Source organism: Neisseria sicca (assembly GCF_017753665.1).
In the GTDB taxonomy this organism is placed as follows: Bacteria; Pseudomonadota; Gammaproteobacteria; order Burkholderiales; family Neisseriaceae; genus Neisseria; species Neisseria flava.
Genome location: NZ_CP072524.1, coordinates 1,281,582 through 1,302,050, shown reverse-complemented (window position 1 = coordinate 1,302,050; position 20,469 = coordinate 1,281,582). Strand labels below are relative to the sequence as shown.

Annotated in this window: 17 protein-coding genes and 1 pseudogene; 9 read left to right on the top strand and 9 right to left on the bottom strand. The window is 49.6% G+C overall.

The window, feature by feature from the left end; translation table 11 throughout:
- Positions 1 to 91: 91 nt before the first annotated feature.
- Complete coding sequence (gene nirK / locus J7445_RS06135) at positions 92 to 1,282, bottom strand: copper-containing nitrite reductase (protein WP_209282739.1); 1,191 nt, start codon at positions 1,280 to 1,282, stop codon at positions 92 to 94.
- A gap of 466 nt (positions 1,283 to 1,748) precedes the next feature.
- On the opposite strand from nirK, the gene J7445_RS06130 reads away from it, so the two are divergent.
- The gene (locus J7445_RS06130; protein ID WP_209282738.1) at positions 1,749 to 4,004 is read left to right on the top strand and encodes a nitric-oxide reductase large subunit; all 2,256 of its coding nucleotides are present in this window, start codon (positions 1,749 to 1,751) and stop codon (positions 4,002 to 4,004) included.
- 140 nt (positions 4,005 to 4,144) lie between these two features.
- Positions 4,145 to 4,252, top strand: a pseudogene (locus J7445_RS12530) (IS5/IS1182 family transposase); the annotation flags it as partial.
- A gap of 31 nt (positions 4,253 to 4,283) precedes the next feature.
- On the opposite strand, the gene J7445_RS06125 reads toward J7445_RS12530, so the two are convergent.
- From J7445_RS06125 to J7445_RS06110, 5 genes are all read right to left on the bottom strand, one after another.
- A protein-coding gene (locus tag J7445_RS06125) for an IS630 family transposase (RefSeq protein ID WP_209282737.1) occupies positions 4,284 to 5,131 on the bottom strand; the annotation gives its coding sequence in 2 pieces (ribosomal slippage) (positions 4,284 to 4,816 and positions 4,816 to 5,131; 849 coding nt in all).
- 28 nt (positions 5,132 to 5,159) lie between these two features.
- Positions 5,160 to 5,411 (bottom strand): hypothetical protein, encoded by a 252-nt coding sequence (locus J7445_RS12250; RefSeq protein WP_244969455.1) that lies wholly within the window; start codon positions 5,409 to 5,411, stop codon positions 5,160 to 5,162.
- Positions 5,365 to 6,387 carry a PBECR3 domain-containing polyvalent protein gene (locus tag J7445_RS06120; protein WP_244969454.1) on the bottom strand — a complete coding sequence of 341 codons (1,023 nt, stop codon included), beginning with the start codon at positions 6,385 to 6,387 and terminating at the stop codon, positions 5,365 to 5,367. Before J7445_RS06120 ends, J7445_RS12250 begins: the two co-directional genes overlap by 47 nt.
- 175 nt (positions 6,388 to 6,562) lie before the next feature.
- Positions 6,563 to 8,995: a TonB-dependent hemoglobin/transferrin/lactoferrin family receptor gene (locus tag J7445_RS06115; protein WP_209282736.1), complete on the bottom strand. Its 2,433-nt coding sequence runs from the start codon at positions 8,993 to 8,995 to the stop codon at positions 6,563 to 6,565.
- A gap of 56 nt (positions 8,996 to 9,051) precedes the next feature.
- Entirely contained in the window at positions 9,052 to 10,041 is a 990-nt protein-coding gene (locus tag J7445_RS06110) for a Slam-dependent surface lipoprotein (protein ID WP_209282735.1), read from the bottom strand.
- Positions 10,042 to 10,605: 564 nt separating this feature from the next.
- Here J7445_RS06110 and J7445_RS06105 point away from each other — a divergent pair.
- Together J7445_RS06105 and greB are read left to right on the top strand one after the other, a co-directional pair.
- Positions 10,606 to 12,147, top strand: coding sequence for a surface lipoprotein assembly modifier (locus J7445_RS06105; protein WP_209282734.1), 1,542 nt, complete (start codon positions 10,606 to 10,608; stop codon positions 12,145 to 12,147).
- A gap of 226 nt (positions 12,148 to 12,373) precedes the next feature.
- Positions 12,374 to 12,865, top strand: a complete 492-nt coding sequence (greB, locus tag J7445_RS06100) for a transcription elongation factor GreB (protein WP_029609802.1) — start codon at positions 12,374 to 12,376, stop codon at positions 12,863 to 12,865.
- 113 nt (positions 12,866 to 12,978) lie between these two features.
- Here the strand turns inward: greB and rpsO are convergent, their stop codons facing one another.
- A complete protein-coding gene (gene rpsO, locus J7445_RS06095) occupies positions 12,979 to 13,248 on the bottom strand; it encodes a 30S ribosomal protein S15 (RefSeq protein ID WP_016687799.1) in 270 nt (89 codons plus the stop codon).
- A 477-nt stretch (positions 13,249 to 13,725) separates the two neighbouring features.
- On the opposite strand from rpsO, the gene J7445_RS06090 reads away from it, so the two are divergent.
- Positions 13,726 to 14,211 (top strand): disulfide bond formation protein B, encoded by a 486-nt coding sequence (locus J7445_RS06090; RefSeq protein ID WP_039856409.1) that lies wholly within the window; start codon positions 13,726 to 13,728, stop codon positions 14,209 to 14,211.
- Between the two features lie 70 nt (positions 14,212 to 14,281).
- Here J7445_RS06090 and J7445_RS06085 read toward each other — a convergent pair whose 3' ends face one another.
- Together J7445_RS06085 and J7445_RS06080 are read right to left on the bottom strand one after the other, a co-directional pair.
- Positions 14,282 to 15,247: an IS30 family transposase gene (locus J7445_RS06085; RefSeq protein WP_209282733.1), complete on the bottom strand. Its 966-nt coding sequence runs from the start codon at positions 15,245 to 15,247 to the stop codon at positions 14,282 to 14,284.
- Positions 15,248 to 15,356: 109 nt separating this feature from the next.
- Complete coding sequence (locus tag J7445_RS06080) at positions 15,357 to 16,775, bottom strand: alanine/glycine:cation symporter family protein (RefSeq protein ID WP_209282732.1); 1,419 nt, start codon at positions 16,773 to 16,775, stop codon at positions 15,357 to 15,359.
- A gap of 372 nt (positions 16,776 to 17,147) precedes the next feature.
- Between J7445_RS06080 and J7445_RS06075 the strand changes: the two genes are divergently transcribed.
- The 4 genes from J7445_RS06075 to J7445_RS06060 all read left to right on the top strand — a co-directional run bounded on the left by J7445_RS06075 (position 17,148) and on the right by J7445_RS06060 (position 20,401).
- On the top strand, positions 17,148 to 17,876 hold the full coding sequence (locus J7445_RS06075) for a YebC/PmpR family DNA-binding transcriptional regulator (RefSeq protein WP_019270986.1): 729 nt from the start codon (positions 17,148 to 17,150) through the stop codon (positions 17,874 to 17,876).
- A 541-nt stretch (positions 17,877 to 18,417) separates the two neighbouring features.
- Positions 18,418 to 19,323 (top strand): metal ABC transporter solute-binding protein, Zn/Mn family, encoded by a 906-nt coding sequence (locus tag J7445_RS06070; RefSeq protein ID WP_070540463.1) that lies wholly within the window; start codon positions 18,418 to 18,420, stop codon positions 19,321 to 19,323.
- Positions 19,324 to 19,845: 522 nt separating this feature from the next.
- The gene (locus tag J7445_RS12245) at positions 19,846 to 20,010 is read left to right on the top strand and encodes a hypothetical protein (protein WP_244969534.1); all 165 of its coding nucleotides are present in this window, start codon (positions 19,846 to 19,848) and stop codon (positions 20,008 to 20,010) included.
- A gap of 58 nt (positions 20,011 to 20,068) precedes the next feature.
- Complete coding sequence (locus J7445_RS06060) at positions 20,069 to 20,401, top strand: hypothetical protein (protein WP_244969533.1); 333 nt, start codon at positions 20,069 to 20,071, stop codon at positions 20,399 to 20,401.
- Positions 20,402 to 20,469 lie beyond the last annotated feature (68 nt).

Below are 20,469 nucleotides of genomic sequence, written 5' to 3'. Positions count from 1 at the left end.
TTTCGATTGGTCGTGGAAGAAAGCCACTGTTGTCCTTGCATCAGCCGGAACAGCAGTGGCTTTTTTCTATTTCTATGCCGAGATGACTGGATTAGTAGCCGCCTTTACCTGCAGATGCTGCGGAAGCAGGCGCTGCTGAATCAGCTGGAGCAGAAGCGGCAGGAGCTGAAGCTGCACCGCTACCTACATAGTCTTTGTCTTCCAGTTTTTTGGTCATGATTTCAGGGTTCTCTGCGCCCTCTACTTTCAATTGACCCAACGCGCCTTTGTTGAACGCACGGAAGATAGAGTGGTCAACCAAAGTATAGCTGCCCGGAATATCGGCTTTAAATTCGACAATCGCTGCGCCACCGGCAGGGATCAGGGTGCTTTGTACGTTTTCGTTGATCAGTTTGCCGGCTTCTACGTAAACTTTGTCGAAGATCTCACCAATAACGTGGAAGGAAGAAACGAGGTTCGGACCACCGTTACCCACGTACATACGGACGGTTTCGCCTGCTTTGGCTTTCAGGGCGTTGTCGCCGGCGATAGCGCCTACGTGACCGTTAAATACAACGTATTCAGGTTGTTCGGCGATGGCTTTGTCCATATCGAACGGTTGCAGGCCTTGTGCACCTTTTTTACCTTTGGTGTAGAAGTCGCCTTGTACGATGTAGAACTCTTTGTCCACTTTAGGCAGACCTTCTTTAGGTTCAACCAAGATCAGACCGTACATACCGTTGGCGATGTGCATACCGACAGGAGCAACGGCACAGTGGTAGATGTACAGACCGGGTTGCAGGGCTTTGAAGCTGAATGTAGAAGTACGGCCCGGAGCAGTGAAGCTGGCTTCTGCACCACCGCCTTGACCGGTAGCAGCGTGGAAGTCAACGTTGTGCGGTACGGTAGAAGACGGGTTGTTAGAGAATTCGATATCTACGGTATCGCCTTCGCGTACACGGATCATGCGGCCTGGAACGTCACCGTCAAATGTCCAGTAGTGGTATTCCACGCCATCGTCCATTTTCATGGTTTTTTCGATGGTTTCCATTTTGACGCGTACGCGTGCAGGATGGTCGCGGTCGATAGCAGGTGGAACTTCAGGAGCGTGGGTAGTTACCGCGTCGATAACAGGCAGATCGGCTGCAGGAGTTTCGGCAGCAGCCTCAGTGCTGGAAGCAGGAGCTTCGGCAGTTGCAGTAGCGGAAGCGGTTTGCTCGGCAGGTTTTTGGGCAGCTTGCTCACCACAGGCGGCTAAAGCAAAAACTGAAGCAATGATTGCAGCTAAAGCTTGGCGTTTCATAGTTGTCATTTCCTTTAATAACTATTTTAAGAAGGTCAGGGTATATTTTTTCAACCTTTGTCGTCCGCGGCATACCGCTTTCGGCTCTTTCAAACCGCCTTATTCCGGGTCGTCTGAAAGGCATCTCTTGTGAACTTTTGTAGGATTATGTAGGTGGTTTTACCGCTATATCTTGACCTAAATCAATTAATTCATCAAAGATGAACTTTTACTACATGTTTTACTACTTAATAACTAGATAAAACTACATCAAATCGTCTATTATTATTCACATGTTTTATCCAATTCTTTACAAAAATGCCATCGTATTTTTGATAATAAGAATTATTATTGACTATATATCTGTTTTTTAAAGATTGTTGTTAAGAGAATATTTCTTTTGCCTGAAAAGAGTGCTACAATCTTTAACATTCATATAGTATGAATTTATAAGCAACCACTTTTCACCAAAATAAGGAGTTCTGAAATGGGACAGTACAAGAAGCTATGGTACTTGCTGTTTGCCGTCCTGGCAGTCTGCTTTACCATTCTTGGCTACATGGGCAGCGAGGTTTATAAAAAAGCCCCGCCTTATCCTGAGAAAGTCGTTTCGGCATCAGGCACGCAGCTGATGACTAAAGACGATATTTTGGCAGGTCAATCAGCCTGGCAAACCACCGGCGGTATGGAAGTCGGTTCCGTATTGGGACACGGCGCATACCAAGCTCCCGACTGGACAGCCGACTGGCTGCACCGCGAGCTGGTCGCATGGTTGGATTTGACCGCGCAAGAGACTTACGGCAAAAAATTCGACGAAGTTTCTCCCGAAGAACAAGCCGTGCTGAAAACCCGCCTTGCCGACGAATACCGCAACCAAAGCCGTATTAAAGAAGACGGCAGCGTCGTCATCAGCGATACCCGTGTAAAAGCCATTGAGAGCATCCTGCCTTACTACCACGGCGTATACGGCGATGATCCTGCCCTTCAGAAAACACGCGAACACTTCGCAATGAAAAACAACACATTGCCAAGTAAAGAAGCGCGCGAAAAACTGTTCAACTTTTTCTTCTGGACTTCATGGTCTGCTTCGACCAACCGTCCCGACGAGACTTTCACCTACACCAACAACTGGCCGCACGAGCCTTTGATCAACAACGTACCGACTACTGAAAACTATATGTGGTCGTTCACCAGCGTTGTATTGCTCTTGATGGGTATCGGCCTTCTGATGTGGGGTTACTCCTTCCTGACCAAACACGAAGAAGTAGAAGTTCCGACTGAAGACCCGATTTCCAAAGTACAGCTGACTCCTTCCCAAAAAGCATTGGGCAAATACGTCTTCCTGACAGTCGCCCTGTTTGTGGTACAAGTGTTACTGGGCGGTCTGACTGCACACTACACCGTCGAAGGTCAGGGTTTCTACGGCATCGACGAAGCGCTGGGCTTCGAAATGTCCGACTGGTTCCCTTACGCATTGACCCGTACTTGGCACATCCAATCCGCCATCTTCTGGATTGCAACCGGCTTCCTGACAGCAGGTCTGTTCCTGGCTCCGATTGTTAACGGCGGCAAAGATCCCAAGTTCCAACGCGCCGGCGTGAACTTCCTGTACATCGCCCTGTTCATCGTAGTCGGCGGTTCTTACGCAGGTAACTTCTTCGCCCTGACCCACGTCATTCCACCTGAATTCAACTTCTGGTTCGGACACCAAGGTTACGAATACCTCGACTTGGGCCGTTTCTGGCAACTCCTGCTGATGGTCGGTCTGTTGTTGTGGCTGTTCCTGATGCTGCGCTGCACCGTCTCCGCCTTTAAAGAAAAAGGCGTGGATAAAAACCTGCTGGCAATCTTCGTTGCCTCTATGGTCGGTGTCGGTGTGTTCTACGCACCTGGTCTGTTCTACGGCGAAAAATCCCCGATTGCCGTCATGGAATACTGGCGCTGGTGGGTAGTTCACCTGTGGGTAGAAGGCTTCTTCGAAGTATTCGCTACCGCAGCCTTTGCCTTCATCTTCTACAACATGGGCTTCGTCCGCCGCAGTACCGCTACTGCCTCTACTCTGGCTGCTGCCGCCATCTTCATGTTGGGCGGTATCCCGGGTACGCTGCACCACCTGTACTTCTCCGGTTCTACCTCCGCATCTATGGCAATCGGCGCCTGCTTCTCCGCATTGGAAGTCGTACCGTTGGTATTGCTGGGTCGTGAAGCTTACGAACACTGGTCTTACCAACACCTGTCCGAATGGGCGAAACGCCTGCGTTGGCCGCTGATGTGCTTCGTAGCAGTTGCCTTCTGGAACATGATCGGTGCCGGCGTATTCGGCTTCCTGATTAACCCGCCGATTTCCCTGTTCTACATCCAAGGCCTGAACACTACCGCAGTTCACGCACACGCAGCCTTGTTCGGTGTGTACGGCTTCTTGGCACTGGGCTTCGTATTGCTGGTTGCCCGCTACCTGAAACCAAACGCACATTTCGACGACAAGCTCATGACTTGGGGCTTCTGGCTGCTCAACGGCGGCTTGGTCGGCATGATCGCCATCAGCCTGCTGCCTGTCGGCGCCATTCAAGCATACGCCTCCATCACTCATGGCCTGTGGTATGCCCGTAGCGAAGAATTCCTGCAAATGGAAATCCTCGACACCCTGCGCTGGGTACGTACAGCAGCCGACTTGATCTTCATCGGCGGTGCAATCTGCGTAGCAATCCAAGCAACCAAAATCGTATTTAGCCGCGATAAATAAATCCTAGCTTGAATACTACACAAAAGGTCGTCTGAAATTTTCAGACGACCTTTTATTTTGGAAGATAGAAGAAACTTGATGGAGAGTTGCCTGAAAGGGGTAGGGCAGCTTAGCTTGGTTCATGCTCGCTTACGCCTTATTATAGTGGATTAAATTTAAATCAGGACAAGGCGACGAAGCCGCAGACAGTACAGATAGTACGGCAAGGCGAGGCAACGCCGTACTGGTTTAAATTTAATCCACTATATCAGACAACGGAGCCATGCCGTTAATGTATAGTCAATTAAAATCAAAATAGGACAGTAACGCATCGTCAAATCGGGCGTAATCAGACAAAACGGTTCGCAGATACCGCTTAATATTCGCCCACACCTTCTCAATCGGATTGAGCTCAGGTGAATAAGGTGCAAGAGGCAATACCTTATGGCCCAATTTTTCCGCCATTTCCCGTAAGACACCCATACGGTGAAATCGTGCATTATCTAAAATAATCACCGATTTTTGAGTCAATGCGGGCAGTAGGCATTGCTGAAACCACGCTTCAAAAAAGACTCCGGTCATCGTATTTTGATAAACCATCGGAGCAATCAGCCGGTTGCCAACTTGTGCGGACACCAAAGATAAGCGTCGGTATCTTTTTCCACTTATCTGCGCTTTCACTATTCGCCCTCTCAGGCTGCGGGCATAGGGACGGAACAGGTAGCGGTCAAATCCTGTTTCATCCAAATAAACACGTTGGTAGTCGGAAAATTCGGCCGGCTGTGTCAAATAATGCGTTACTTTGGCCGGGTCTTGTTCTTTGTAAGTGGTGGTCTTTTTTTGCGCGTCATCCCCATCTGTTTGAGTGCATAGCAAACGGCGGCTGCCGTACAATCAAAATGTTTGGCGATTTCATGCAGATAGGCATCCGGGTGTTGCCCAACATATTGGGCCAGTTTTTGCCTATCCAATTTGACGGCATTTAGACCGGTAACTTGATGTTTTAGGCTGCCTGTTTGTTTTTTAAGGCGAATCCACAGGTAAAGTGTGTTTCTTGACAAGTTAAACGTTGCTGCGGTTTGGCTGATGTTTTTGCATTGTTCGTAATAGTTTAAAGCTTTGTTTCTTAAGTCCGCAGAGTATGCCATGGTTAAACCTTCAAAGTTGAGTATTGTACTATTTTGTTTTTAATTGACTATATTGGGTTTGCTGAATCTGCTCGTCGTTGGCAAACATTTGGTCAAACACGCTGCGGACTTCATTGGTCAATTCGACATTCAGGTTTTTCAGTGAGTGATATACCTGTTTCAACCATGAACGGAAACGGCGGAACAACCCGCGCAATTCTTCGCTTGGTGCTTTGCCTTCGTACAGGTAGGCTTCAAAACCGCGCGCCCATTTCTCGTGATTCTCGCGCTGCTCGTTCATTCTCATCGTGTCCCATGCGGCAAGGTCTTTCACGCCGAACCAATCCAAGGTCGTCTGAACGTCGGACAGGAATTGCCGCTCCTGCCCGGTCAGGTTCTCGACAGGTTTGGCGGTCAGGTCGCGGGCGATGCGGGTTAGTCTCAAGGAAGAAATGTCTCAGTTCGTGAACGCAAGTAGAAGCGTCGGCGTTTTTCAATAGGGCAATCAGGTTATGCTCACGGCTGAACATTCCACGGTCTGCGCCGCCTTGAAACAGTATGTCTTGATTGGTGTCGGTGTTGGGGGTAGAATTTGGGTTGTGGGATATGCCCCCTTCCGCTTCGGGCGTTAGGTTTGATAGGGATACGGCGTGTTGTAACACGTCTTGGGCATTAGCCGATTGGGGATACTTCCACATAGAAACGGTGCGTAAATCGCGCCGTTTTTTGCTGCTGTCGGCAAGATACACAATCAGTCCATCGTCAAACTGTTTTGCAAATGCAAAGCATCTGTTGTTTGTTCCTTTGATCGGCTCGCTGGCTATTGCGTCATAGTTTGAAACAATATCAGTGATTCGGCTGATGTCTTCAGCTGTGATGGCAGTTTGTCCGCGTCTCGCCTCGCTTTCTGCGTTGCTATGGTTGTTTTTGATGTGTTCAATCGCGCTTTGATTTACAGATACAGAATAGCCCGCCGTTTCGGGAAATTGTTCTTCCAATCGGGTATTACCGGTATTCCAAAACACGGCTTCAGCTTTGTTGTTGCCGTTCCATAAATCCGCTGCGTCCTGCGGGTTGGTGCTGTGCACCCATCCGCGCGGCGGGGTGCTTGCCAACGCCTGATTCAATACGCTGTCGTCTAAAAGGCTTTCTCCGACCACATTCAAGCCGCCGTAGGCTGCATCAAAATCACGGATTCCCATATTCAGACGACGTGCAAGGGTTTCAACGGCGCGGGCGTATAGCGTGGCGTTTGCTTCAGCCTGCGTCTTGTTCATTATAGTGGATTAACTTTAAACCAGTACGGCGTTGCCTTGCCGTACTATCTGTACTGTCTGCGGCTTCGTCGCCTTGTCCTGATTTAAATTTAATCCACTATATATCAATAGAAAAAGGTCGTCTGAAACTTGGATTTCAAGTTTCAGACGACCTTTCTTGTTACTTCAAACGCTTTTAGAACTTGGCTTCAAGCGTGAAGTTGTAGCTTCTGCCTGGAGAGGTGAAGCGTTCTATACCGGCATGGGTTTTGTTGTCGACGCGGTTGACTGTGCCGAATTCGCGGATGCTGCGCAGCGATTCCCAAGTGTAGTATTTTTTGTTGCCGATATTGTACGCACCGGCACGCAGGGTGAAGTATTTGCCCAAGTTGACGTAGCCTGTCAGGTCGAAAAGCGTATAGGCTTTGCTGTGCTTGGCAAATGGCCATGGGTTGTTCAAATCATCACTGCTGTGAACGGTGTCAGACGGTTTTTTAGCTGCGGTGTGTGTCAGGTATGCATTGATGCCCCAGCGTTTGGACGGAGCGTCGTAGCCCAGATTGTAAACAGCAGACCACGGGGAAAGGGCGTTAATCGGGGTTTCCTGTCCGTTGGTTTGTTTGGCTTTGCCTTTGATGTAGCTGACATTAACACCTGCGTGCGTGCCTTGCGGCAAACCGATGCTGTCGAGGTTCCATGTGCCGTTAAATTCCAAACCTTTCACCCACGCTGAGGAGCGGTTTTGGTTTTGCCAAACGGGTGAGCTGACCAATTTCGTGCCGTCTGAAAGTGGGGCGTATCTGGGGTTGTTTTCATCGTCTGACGAAACGCCCATATACGTCAATTCGATAAAGTCGCGGTAGCGGGTTTGGAAGCCGGAGAGTTTAAAGTTTCCTGCTTTGCCGCTGCCCGCCAAACCCAATTCAAAGTTTTTGGCTTTTTCGGCTTTCAGGTTGGGGTTGGCTTTAAGGTAGAAGTCAGGATGCGGGAACAATAGCCAGGTTTCGTCCGAAGTCGGCGCACGGAAGCCAGTGCTGTATTTTGCCAAAAGATTCAGATGCGACGTGAATTTCCAGTCGAAGCTCACGCCGTAGCTGAAACCGCTGTGGCTGCGTTCGCTGCCCAAATAGGGGATTTGGGCACGGATGCCGGGCGAGTAGTTCGGATTGTCTTTGGCTCTGCTGCTGCTTTTGTCATGGCGCAAGCCTGCGCTCAGGCGGTATCGGTTGTCGTTGCCGAATTGGAAGGTGTTGTTCCAGTAGGCAAAACGGTTTTTAGACGAGCTTTCGACCAGCATTGCCAATTCTTGGCTGTTGGACGTTTGGTATTTCGGGTCATATAGGCGTACCCAATAGCTATGGTCGCGGTTGGCGTTGCTGCCTTCGTTGCCGCCCACGCCATACTGCATAGCCCAAACCGATTTGGAGAAATCAAGCTGTTTCTCGGCTTCCGCACCCCATTGGCGGGTTTTCTGGCGGATGTTGCGGAACATATGGTACACGTCGCTATTGATACCGTTTTTGGCGTAATCGGTCGGCAAATCCCAAGTCCAGGTGCTCATGTCGATGGTTTGACGGTCGTAACGCAGGTTGAGGCTGTCCCATGGCCCTTTGTCAAGTTGGTTTTTGTATTCGAAACCGATGCGTTTGCGGTAGGAAATGTCTTGTCGGGAGCGGGTATCACCCTTTGACGCAGATGTGGTCGTACCCGTCCACAAATTAGATAGTTCTTTGGTGATGCGGTCGGTGCGCGAGTCTTCAAAAATCCAGCCGATGCGGTTGCGTTCGTTGAAATTGTAGCCCAGCTTGAACAGGGTGCTTTTGTTTACCCATTCTTGCGGGTCGGGCCGGGAACGGGCGATACCGGTGGACTGGTAAGTAAGATACTTGCTGGGTTTGCCATTAATCGGGTCAAAGACATATTCGTTTTCATTTTTAATGGATATATCGCCCTCGGTTGAACGATTTTTGGTTTCTTTACCGAAACGGCGGGTGTAGACCATCAATGCGTCCAAACCCAACCAGGTTCCTGCGGCGGTTATGCTGCTGAATTTTTGGCTGTTGCGTCCGATATAGCCGCCTTTAATGCCTAAGTGGTAGGGTTTTTCTTCGGAAACATAGTCGCTTGCGGATTTGGTTTTGTAGTTGACGGCACCGCCCAATGCGCCGCTGCCGGATTTAAGCGAGTCCGCGCCTTTGTTAAGGGTTACTTCCGAAAAGTTTTCGGGTTCGGAAGTGTTGCGGTTGGCATTGAAGTTGCCGTATGCGCCGAACAACTCTTGGAATGCTTCAGACGACCTGCTTTCTGCTTGTGCCAGTCCGTCCACGTTGATGGCGACGCGGTCTTTATCGACACCGCGTATGGTAAAACCGTTGGAACCTGAGCGTCCGCCTTCAACGACGCTGATGCCCGGATCGTAGCGCACCAAGTCGCTTTCATCGGAGACCATTTGTTTATCCAAAGCCTGACGGCGGACTTTCTCTTCACCGAGTTTTTGGACTTTGCGGCCGCCGATGACTTTGACTTCATTCAAGTCCTGATGGGCTTGTGGTACTGGGTCGGCAGCGAAGGCAGGGAAAGTTTGGCTGACAATAGCTGCCAGCAGTACGGGTTTGAAGGGGAAGGACATTTTTTGCCTCTTAAAGATGTACTGATTATCGGTTTATTGGGATGTTTGATGTGCGGTTACTTGCTGACAGGTGTCAAACTTGTATCCGTCGTATTACGGTCTGATGAATTTTCTACGCCGCCGAATACGGTATCCAACGATTTATCGGCATCGAAGGTAACTTTGCCGCCTATGCTGACTTCTGTTTTATAGCCGCTGTTGAACTGACCGAAGAATTTTCCTTCGACTTTGCCGTTTTTCCCGTCGGATTCGGCAGTGCCTGAGAAATCAACGCCGTTGATGCCTACATCTTTCATCACAACGTCCGGACCGTAATCCGCATTACCCAAAATCGTGCCGCCGAGTTTGTTGGTGTTGAAATTGGCTGTCAGCAGTGAAAGTTTGGGAGCGGTTTTTTCAGACAACCCGGAGGATTTGCCCGGATCGTAGGTTGAAGTAACGATATTGCCGTTGCGTACGCGTACAGCCCAGACTTCATAGGTGGTTTTGCCTTTGGCAGTATTCTGTTCGACAGTCGCATCTTTGACTATGCCGACGGGTTTGCCGCCGACGAACAGGTCTGCCGTGCCGTCTGAACTTATCCATGCGCCGAATTTGAGGTGGTCATGTTTGGTTACGGGTACGTAGGTGGACTGACCAGAATTGCTGCAACAAACAAACAGCTTTCCACCTTCGGATAAAGGCTGGCCTTCGTGGCGTGTACGCAGATTGTAGGAAGGGCTGGAATATGAGGGAATAATCGGATCAGAATATGAGCTGATGTTGTAATAGTTGCCGGATGGAGTTTGATAGACATATTGTTTATCGGTATAGCTGGTGCCCCATGATGTTTTCACTTCGAGCTCCGCTTCATGCAGGCTGCCGCCTTTACCGGAAAGGGTGTTGATGGTTTTTATTGCACTGCTTTCATCGCTCAACTTGACATTAGCGATGGGCTGCGCCGTTGGTATGGCAACGGGGACTTTGGGTTCGGATGCTCCTCCTCCAGCGCAGGCAGTCAGAATAAGGGTCGCTGCCGCAGAAATTGCGGGTACTTTGATTTTCATGATGAATCTCTCTTAATATTGATATTTTATAAATTAATGATAAGGATTACCAATTTTGTTGTAATATTTTGTAATAATTATGGTGTTTTGGCAATATCCGCGTGGATTTTTTATGATTTCTTAAGTAAATATTAAGAAATAAATCAATTAAAGACATGAAGTTGAATATTTGTTCTAAATATCTGATTTGATACTGCTATCTATTACTGATGAAGAATATCGGGTTATAGTGTAATCAAACTATTACTTTGGATTCGCAAGATATATTGCAGGCGTGTTTAGTGGGTTGACTTGATTAATCCCATGAATCTACTGATGAATAACATTTGAATAATTTATAAGACCATAAAAATAAATCAGTTATGTTTGTTTTGGAAATTTACCTCTATAATGCTGCATCTTAATGCAAATCTGTTGCTTTTACGCAAAACTAAGGTCGTCTGAAAAGTTTCAGACGACCTTTGATAGCTGTAAATCCATGACTGGGGATTGAATCAGTAGGGCATGACGGTTTGCATTTGGCTACCCCTGCGATATACACACATATATTTCGGATGATTTTGAATGTTAAGAATAAAACAAAAAATGGTTTCGGCATCGTTATGTTGCCTGTTGCCTTCCGCAGTCTTGGCTCAATTGCCCGAAGGTGGTGTCCGGCAGGATGCGCCTTCTCAGGATGCTGCCGTACAAGTGCAGCAAAAACAATGGCTGGATATTTTGTCCGAAGAAGAAAGGTCGTCTGAAAAGAATGAGAATGTCGGCAAACCGACTGTGATCGGCGATGATTTTTTAGCGGCAAACCCGCGTATTCTTGAGGACGCGCTGATTCGGGCACTTAACGGCAATAGCGTAGATTTGGTTTCTTCGCTTGCCGCCCTTTACCGCAAACAGCCCAACCACAATCCCAAGCTGATTACGCGTGCCGATGCTTTGCTGGCAAAGTTGAAAGGGCGGACTTCCGAAGCGGTCGAGCGTTATCGTACCCTTTATGAATCCGACGTTTCAGACGACCGCATATTATTGGATTTGGCGGCTGCAGAGTTTCAGGATTATCGTTTGGGCGAGGCGGCGGCGCATTTCCGCCATGCCGCGCAGCGTGATATACCTGCCCCCGTTTTGGAAAACGTCAAACGTTTTCAAGAAGCCGTCAGACGGCAGACGGAATGGAAATGGTCAGGCGGAATCAGTCCCGTGCATAACGATAATGCCAACAATGCTGCTCCGCGTTATTGCATCGAAACAAGGGGGCAAACCGCATGCAGCGTTACTTTGCCCGTCAGTGCCAACGGCTTGAATTACGAGTTGAACACGGAAAAACTCACCCCGTTGTACGGGCATCACGCCATCAAATTCCGCGCCAACCTCAGCGGAACGAGCTATTTTTTCGACCGCCAATCGGCTTACGACGATGCGTTCGGCAGGGCTTATTTGGGCTGGCAGCGCAAGGACGGCAAACAAACCGTCAGCGTTTTACCGTTTTATCAGGCACAGTTGGCGGGCAGCAGCGAATTTGACAGCAAAAAAGAAAAAAACCGCCGCGCCGCGCCGTATATGCTGGCATACGGGGTTGGCGTACAGCTTTCGCATATGGTCAATCTCGGCAACGCGACACAACTTTATTACTCGCTGGAACGCTACCGCCAAAACTATCGGGAAACTGATCGTGCGCTGCGCAACGACGGTTGGCACGACAGTACCTATCTCTCCCTGGCGCGCCGTTTCGGCAGAACGACCCTGTTCGGTGGTTGGCAATACAACCGCTTTGTTCCTGAAAACAAAAACATACGCAATGCCGTCAACAATGCCGCCTACCGCCGCAACGGGTTCAATATAGGCTGGATACAGCAATGGCCGTTTTTGGGCGGGCTGAACAGCCGCCTGACCGCTTCATTTGCCAACCGTCGCTATAAAGGTATTATGGCATTCGGTACGGAGCCGCAACGCAACCGCGAGCGTTCCCTCTTCGTCAGCCTCAGCCATAATAAATTGTCCTACAAAGGCATCACGCCGACCTTGAATTACGGATACAGCCGCATCCGCAGCAATGCCCCTTATGCACGGCGCAGCAGCCGTCAATGGTCGTTGGGCGCGGAGTGGAATTTTTAAAAAAAGCCTAAAATTCGAATACTTAATCAATAAAGGTCGTCTGAAAACGGGCATCGTAGGCTTTCAGACGACCTTTGCGGCATTTTCAAGCCGATGGATAGGGTTTTGCAATCAATATAGACAGCTTGAACCTTCCGTCTTAAGGACGGTAGAATCAGTCATTTCAATGCAGCAGTTCGAAGTTTTGTTGAAACTGCCGTATATCCTAAATAATCAGATATATATCATGAGTAACGAAACCAAAAACTACATTACGCCCGTTGGTTGGCAGGCGTTGAAAGACGAGCTGTATCAACTGGTCAATAAAGAACGTCCCGAAATCGTCCAAATCGTCAACTGGGCGGCAAGCAACGGCGATCGCAGCGAAAACGGCGACTATCTTTACGGAAAACGCCGTATGCGCGAAATCGACCGCCGCATCCGTTTTCTGACCAAGCGTTTGGAAGCTGCCGTCGTCGTCGATCCCGAATTGCGCGAAGCGACCGACCAAGTGTTTTTCGGTGCAACCGTCGGACTGTTACGCGGCGACGGGCGCGAGCAAACCGTCAAAATCGTCGGCGTCGATGAAATCGATACCGCGCAAAACAAAATTTCTTGGATTTCTCCGTTGGCGCGTTGTCTGATTAAAGCGAGGGAAGGGGACGAAGTCATCTTGAATACACCGGAAGGGCGCGAGGAGATTGAGATTTTGTCGGTGGAATATATACGGATAGATTAAATCTCTCGTAAGCATAAGAGATAGGTCGTCTGAAAACTTTACCAATACGTTTTCAGACGACCTTTTCTATAAAAAAACACCGCTTTTGCAAGCGGTGTCCGGTAAAGCATAAATTATTTGCGCAGACCCAAGCGGGTGATCAGGTTGCGGTATGTATCAGGTTGGGTACGGCGCAAGTAAGACAACAGACGGCGACGTTGGCTAACCATTTTCAACAGGCCGCGACGGCTGTGGTGGTCTTTAGGGTTGGCTTTGAAGTGGGGAGTCAGGTCGTTGATGCGGAAAGTCAACAGAGCGACTTGTACTTCAGAAGAGCCGGTATCGCCTTCTTTGCGTTGGAAATCTTTAACAATTTGTGCTTTTTGTTCTACGGTCAATGCCATGATGGATAACTCCGAAAAATAAAAGAACCGTTATTCGGTTCGGACAAGTTTGACGAGCGCGAACCCGTTCAAACTCCTGAAGTCTTTTTGTGAAGACCGGCGGATTATGCCACAGTTTCATCTGTTTTGCACGGCTGAATCCTGTTTTTTATACGAAATTGTGGAAATGTCGTCTGAAAAAGTATCGGGGTGTGGCGTAAAGTATGCGCGAGAAGTTTTGATTCGGTGCATTTTATAGCAGGTTAAAATAGAAAATATTTTCATCATTCCTGTATAGGCGTGAATCCGGGCTTCTGATTTCGGCAAGATTCAGCGATTATTGCGGATTGCCGCCCGAACAGAAATGGCGGTGTGGGTACTTTTTTAGAATTTCGGTGAATGGGCAGGGCTGTTCGGAAGGGCGTGGGTTTGTAGTAAAATAGACGCTGATCGACGGCATGAAGAGGTCGTCTGAAATTTGCAAAGAGCTTTGATATTATGAATTTTTTTAGAAAAACAGCCTTGTTTTTGCTCGTTTTGTCCGTATTGGCTGCCTGCGGTTCGTTTGTTTCGCAATATGTTTTAGGGATGAATCCCTGCGTATTGTGCATCGTGCAGCGTTTGTGCGTATTGGCGGTAGGCGTGGCGGCTTTGTTGGCGGTATTTTTCCGTCAGTCTTCTAAAGTGGGGCGGACATTTTCCGCTTTGCTTATCAGCGCGCCTGCGGTGTACGGGATAGGGACGGCGGCTTATCAGTTGTGGTTGCAAAGCCTGCCGCCGGGTACAGCACCTTCCTGTGGTGCTCCGTGGACGTTCCGCCTGAAGGACTGGCCGTTGTTTGACTGGTTCGAACCCATCGTGCGCGGCTTCGGTAATTGCGCCGTACCGGATTATTTTTTGGGTATCGCGCTGCCGGTTTGGAGCATTGCTTATTTTTGTTTCGTTGTCGTATTGGTTTGGTTTGCTTGGTTGAAAACAAAATAAATGTTCAGAATTTAAAAAAGGTCGTCTGAAAATTTTCAGACGACCTTGGATTCGGATTTCAAGTGCAACACTAGTGTATCAGTGGTTTGAACAGATTCAAGAATAAAACACTTGGCGTTTCGTAGCCAAGTGTTTTTCTTGGCCGGTGGTTCAATTCATCTTGAACCCTGCGTATCTCCCGATTGCTGATGTTTCGGAAATCGGTTTGTTTGGGGAAATATTGGCGGATGAGTCCGTTGGTGTTCTCATTCAGCCCTTTCTCCCAAGAATGGTAGGGGCGGCAAAAATAGGTTTTCGCCTTCAATGCTTCGGCTATTTTGGTGTGTTGATAGAACTCTTTGCCGTTATCCATAGTGATGGTGTGCACTCTGGCTTTATGTGCCTTTAATGCCCTAACGGCTGCCAGAGCAGTGTCTTCGGCTTTGAGGCTATCCAATTTGCAGACGATGGTGTAGCGGGTAACGCGTTCGACCAAGGTCAGTAATGCGCTTTTCTGTCCTTTGCCGATGATGGTGTCGGCTTCCCAATCGCCGATGCGGGTTTTCTGGTCGACGATAGCGGGTCGGTTTTCTATGCCGACGCGGTTGGGCACTTTGCCTCTGGTCCATGTGCTGCCGTAGCGTTTGCGGTAGGGTTTGCTGCATATTCTGAGGTGTTGCCACAACATGCCGCCGTTGCTTTTGTCTTGGCGAAGGTGGCGGTAAATGGTGCTGTGGTGGAGTGTTATCCCGTGGTGTTTGTGCAGGTAGGCGCATACTTGTTCGGGACTGAGTTTGCGGCGGATAAGGGTGTCGATGTGTTGAATCCGCTGCGAATCGAGTTTATAGGGTTGTCGCTTACGCTGTTTGATAGTCCGGCTTTGCCGCTGGGCTTTTTCGGCGCTGTATTGCTGCCCTTGGGTGCGGTGCCGTCTGATTTCGCGACTGATGGTGCTTTTGTGGCGGTTAAGCTGTTTGGCGATTTCTGTGACGGTGCGGTGGCGGGACAGGTATTGGATATGGTATCGTTCGTCTTGGGTCAGTTGTGTGTAGCTCATGGCAATCTTTCTTGCAGGAAAGGCCGTATGCTACCGCATACTGGCCTTTTTCTGTTAGGGAAAGTTGCACTTCAAATGCGAATCCGCCGACCTTTTTCACGATTGCGGATTAGGCCTTGTCGTGGAATTCGTGGAATTCATATTGGTAGGACAAGTCTTTACCTGCTTTTTTCTGCGCCAGATAATCGTCGTAAACGGTGCGGATTTCTTTGCGCAAGAGGAATAGGGCGATTAAGTTGGGAATGACCATGAAGCCGTTGAACATATCGGACAGGCTCCAAACCAAATCGACCTTGCCCAGCGTACCCAACACGATAGCCAGCAGCACGAGCGCGCGGTAGATGCCCAAGTGTTTGCCTCTGAAGAGGAAGCGGATGTTGGACTCGCCGAAGTAGTACCAGCCGATGATGGTGGTGAAGGCGAAGAAGGTCAGGCAGACGGCGAGCAGTTGAGAACCGAAGCCGGGGAAGGCTTTGCTGAAGGCGAATTGGGTAACCGCCGCGCCTTGTTCGCCGGAAAGGTTGGCATCGGTCAGGAGGATAATCAGCGCAGTGGCGGTACAGACCAAGATGGTGTCGATGAATACGCCGATAAATGCCGCCAAGCCTTGTTGAACGGGGTGGTTCACGTCGGCGGTAGCGTGCGCGTGCGGCGTCGAACCCATACCTGCTTCGTTGGAAAACAGCCCGCGTGCCACACCGAAACGGACGGCTTCGCGCATACCGATACCCGCTGCGCCGCCTAAAACGGCTTCAGGATTGAAGGCGGCAGTAAAGATGTGGTTGAACATCGGTATGATATGGTCGGAGAATTTGAACAGGATAACGACCGCACACAAGATATAGATAATCGCCATAAACGGCACGACGAATTGGGCGATGTTGGCGATGCGGTTGACGCCGCCCACGATAATCATGCCCGCGAGGACGGCGAGGGCGATGCCTACTGCCAATGCCGGTACGTTAAAGGCGATGGTCACGGAGGAGGCGATGGAGTTTGCCTGCGTGGCGTTGCCGATAAAGCCCAGCGCGATAATCAGGGCGATGGAGAAGAAGCCCGATAAGAAACGCGCCGCGCCGCGCCCGATTTTCGGGGTCAGGCCGTGCGTGATGTAGAACGCGGGACCGCCGATGTATTTGCCGTGGCTGACGACGCGGTATTTTTGCGCGAGCAAGGCTTCGGCAAAAATCGTGGACATCCCCAAAACGGCGGAAAGCCACATCCAAAAAATCGCGCCCGGCCCGCCTGCGGTAATGGCGGTTGCCACGCCGGCGACGTTGCCCGTACCGATTTGGGCGGAGACGGCGACGGCGAGTGCTTGGAATTGCGACAAAGATTTATCATCTTTGTCTTTTTTGGAAAACAAACCGCCGAAGACGGATTTGAACCCCGCCCCCAATTTGGTAATCTGCGGCGCGCCAAGATAGAGTGTGAAAAACAGGCCGATGCCCAAAAGGGCGTAAATCAGCATGTAATCCCACAGAATCAGATTGACTGCGCCCACCAGTGCAGACAATGTTTCTTCCATAATTACAAACCTTATATTGAAAAATGAACAGATGACGGCATCCGGCGGCGGTTACTCCGTCGAATGCCGTTGTGTCGGACGGCGCGGCGAGCAGGCCGGCTTCGTCCGTTTTGCCCCAAGTTGTCAACAATCCTGAAGCAGGTCTGCATGATACCGTAAACCTTTTGTGAGGCAAACGAAAAAAAAGATCAGGTTTGGGCAAAGACAAGAATTTTGCGTTTGTCGGGCGCTATCGGCGTTTTCAGACGACCCTTTGGCAGGGTGCGGGGTCGTCTGAAATATTTTAGGCATATCCAACCTATGTTAAAATGCGCCCTTTGAAAATGAGCAAGAGCCCGCCGGATAAGGCGGAAAATCGAAAGGAATCCATATATGGCAGGTCATAGCAAGTGGGCGAATATCCAGCATAAAAAAGCCCGTCAAGATGCCAAACGCGGCAAAATCTTCACCCGTTTGATCAAAGAAATCACCGTTGCAGCCCGCATGGGCGGCGGCGACCCCGGCGCCAACCCACGCCTGCGCCTGGCTTTGGAAAAAGCCGCTGAAAACAATATGCCCAAAGACAACGTACAACGCGCCATCGACAAAGGTACGGGCAATTTGGAAGGCGTGGAATACATCGAGTTGCGCTACGAAGGCTACGGTATCGGCGGCGCGGCGCTGATGGTGGACTGCCTGACCGACAACAAAACCCGCACCGTCGCCGACGTGCGCCACGCGTTCACCAAAAACGGCGGCAACTTGGGCACCGACGGCTGCGTAGCGTTCAACTTCGTGCATCAAGGTTATTTGGTGTTCGAACCCGGCGTTGACGAAGACGCGTTGATGGAAGCCGCTCTAGAAGCCGGTGCGGAAGACGTGATTGCCAACGACGACGGCTCCATTGAAGTCATCACCGCCCCGAACGATTGGGCGGGCGTGAAAGCGGCATTGGAAGCCGCAGGCTACAAATCTGTTGACGGCGACGTCACCATGCGCGCCCAAAACGAAACCGAACTTTCCGGCGACGATGCCGTCAAAATGCAGAAACTGATTGATGCTTTGGAAGATTTGGACGACGTGCAGGACGTTTACACCTCCGCCGTCTTGAATCTGGATTAATCGGAAAGATTGAAAGCAGACCTGATGGGTCTGCTTTTTTTGTTGAAATTTTAGGGGCTGTTTACTGGAATCTTTAATGATTCGCGGGCGGAGCTCACGCTACGGTGCCTGCTGGTAACACTAACGCCGTAGCGTGGACTCTGTCCACGAAAATGATAGATACGAAGGTCGTCTGAACACCTGATGTAGATGTAGGTTTTCAGACGACCTTTTATTCTTGAACTGCTTATCAGTTTTGGTGTGCGCTGTATTTGTAACGTGGTTTCTACCCACGAAGATAATTGTCGGACAGGTCGTCTGAAATCTTTTGAGTGGCTCGTGGGCAAAGCCCACGCTACAACGTTTGTCGGCAACACAAGTGCCGTAGCGTGGACTCCGTCCACGAAAACAATAGGTGCGAAGGTCGTCTGAAAACTTAAAATTGCAGTATCTAAAAACTTTTAGGCTAGGGAATTATCTATAAGTGGGGCTGCTTGAAGATTCCGTCTTGCTGTTTTAAAATGACGGATTGTTACGTTATATCAATTGGAGAGGGAAAAACATGAAACATTGGAAACTCGGCGTCATCGCTGCATTAATGTCCGGCGCAGTTTACGCAGCCCCGATGAACGTCGTTACCAGCTTCAGCATTTTGGGCGACGTTACCAAACAAATCGGCGGCGACCGTGTTGCAGTGCAAAATTTGGTCGGCGCCAACCAAGACAGCCACGCCTATCACATGACCAGCGGCGACATCAAAAAAATCCGCAGTGCGAAATTAGTCCTGCTCAACGGCTTGGGTTTGGAAGCGGCTGATGTTCAGCGCGCCGTCAAACAAAGCAAAGTTCCCTTCGCCGAAGCAACCAAAGGCATACAGGCGCTTAAAGCCGAAGAAGGCGGTCATCATCATGACCACGACCACGAAGGCCACCACCACGACCACGGCGAATTCGACCCTCACGTCTGGACCGACCCCGTTTTGATGACGACCTACGCCCAAAACGTCGCCAATGCCCTGATTCAGGCAGACCCCGAAGGCAAAACCTATTACCAACAACGTTTGGGCAACTACCAAGTGCAACTGAAAAAACTGCACAGCGACGCTCAAGCTGCGTTTAACGCCGTTCCTGCCGCCAAGCGCAAAGTCCTGACCGGACACGACGCGTTCTCCTACATGGGCAAACGCTACAATATCGAGTTCATCGCCCCGCAAGGCGTGAGCAGCGAAGCCGAGCCGTCCGCCAAACAAGTGGCTTCCATCATCCGCCAAATCAAACGCGAAGGCATCAAGGCCGTGTTTACCGAAAACATCAAAGACACGCGCATGGTTGACCGCATCGCCAAAGAAACCGGCGTCAACGTCAGCGGCAAACTCTACTCCGACGCACTCGGCGGCGCACCTGCCAATACTTACATCGGCATGTACCGCTACAACGTCAAAGCCTTGACTGATGCGATGAAAAAATAAAACCGCTTGATTGGTTTGAATTGAAAAATTCAAAAGGTCGTCTGAAAATTAAATACAAGGTTTTCAGACGGCCTTTTGTGTAATAAGGACATTTTCATCTTTGAAAGAAATAACAAACTTTAAATAACAGAAGCCGATTTCGACCAGGCGTGGCGCGTTATATGTGTCATGCAGGCAGCTGCCGTATCCGGCGATTTGACCGTGGTCGTCAGGATGACCTGCCATCTTAAGAAATCTGGGATTACTGAGAATTAGGAATAAGATGTTTTTTCAGTCTGCGAATCCGATAATCCGTACATCCACTTGCTGAAGCAGAGGCGGTTTTATGTTGAAAAAGAGGATACGGCTTATACGTTTTTCCGCAAGGTATGGAATAGCGATGACGATTTCCTGTCAAAAGCCTATATGTCTTCCGAAGGATGGATTACGGAAAAGGGAAACCCCAAGCTGTTTAAGCAATATTTGAAATTGGAATTGAGAAACAAATGTCCTTGCGAGTCAGTTTTCTGTTTGTCGGAAGACATGCGGGATGTCATCGTTTCTATGTCGGAAAACCTGCGCTATGTGGAATTTGCCTGTTCCGAGGATTTCGGGGACTTGCCTGAAGTCGGCATCGGGCGCGGGACGTTGTCGGATGCGCCGTTTTTTTGCGTCGGCTTCGGACAAAAATATATTTTGAACAAATAAACAAAACGGTATCTGTATGTCTTTTGCCTATTTGATTGCTGCTTCCCGCCCTTGCCCCATGCTGGCGAAAATGCGTGGCGAAGCGTTTGCCCTAGTGGCGCAAAATACTGATTTGTGGGTCTATTTCAGGTTTTGCGAAGGCGGTGTTTATACGGAAAGAAGCGAAACTGAATCGTGTATGACGGAAAAAGGGGCGGAGTGGCTCAGATGGATTTACGGGCTTTGCGGTGGGAGTTTTGTTTTTTCTGATGTGCTTTTGAGGCATCGGGAAGGCGAAGAAGACTTTGCCAAGCTTGTTTTGAAACATATAAAGGAAAATAAGGTATCCGTTGCACAAATCAGCGCGGGGTTGAGGCTGGATTTGCGGTGTTTTTACCGCATGGAAATGTAAGCGGTTTGCAGACAGACAGGTCGTCTGAAAACTTTTTCAGACGACCTTTGTTAGTGATGAGTTTGAAT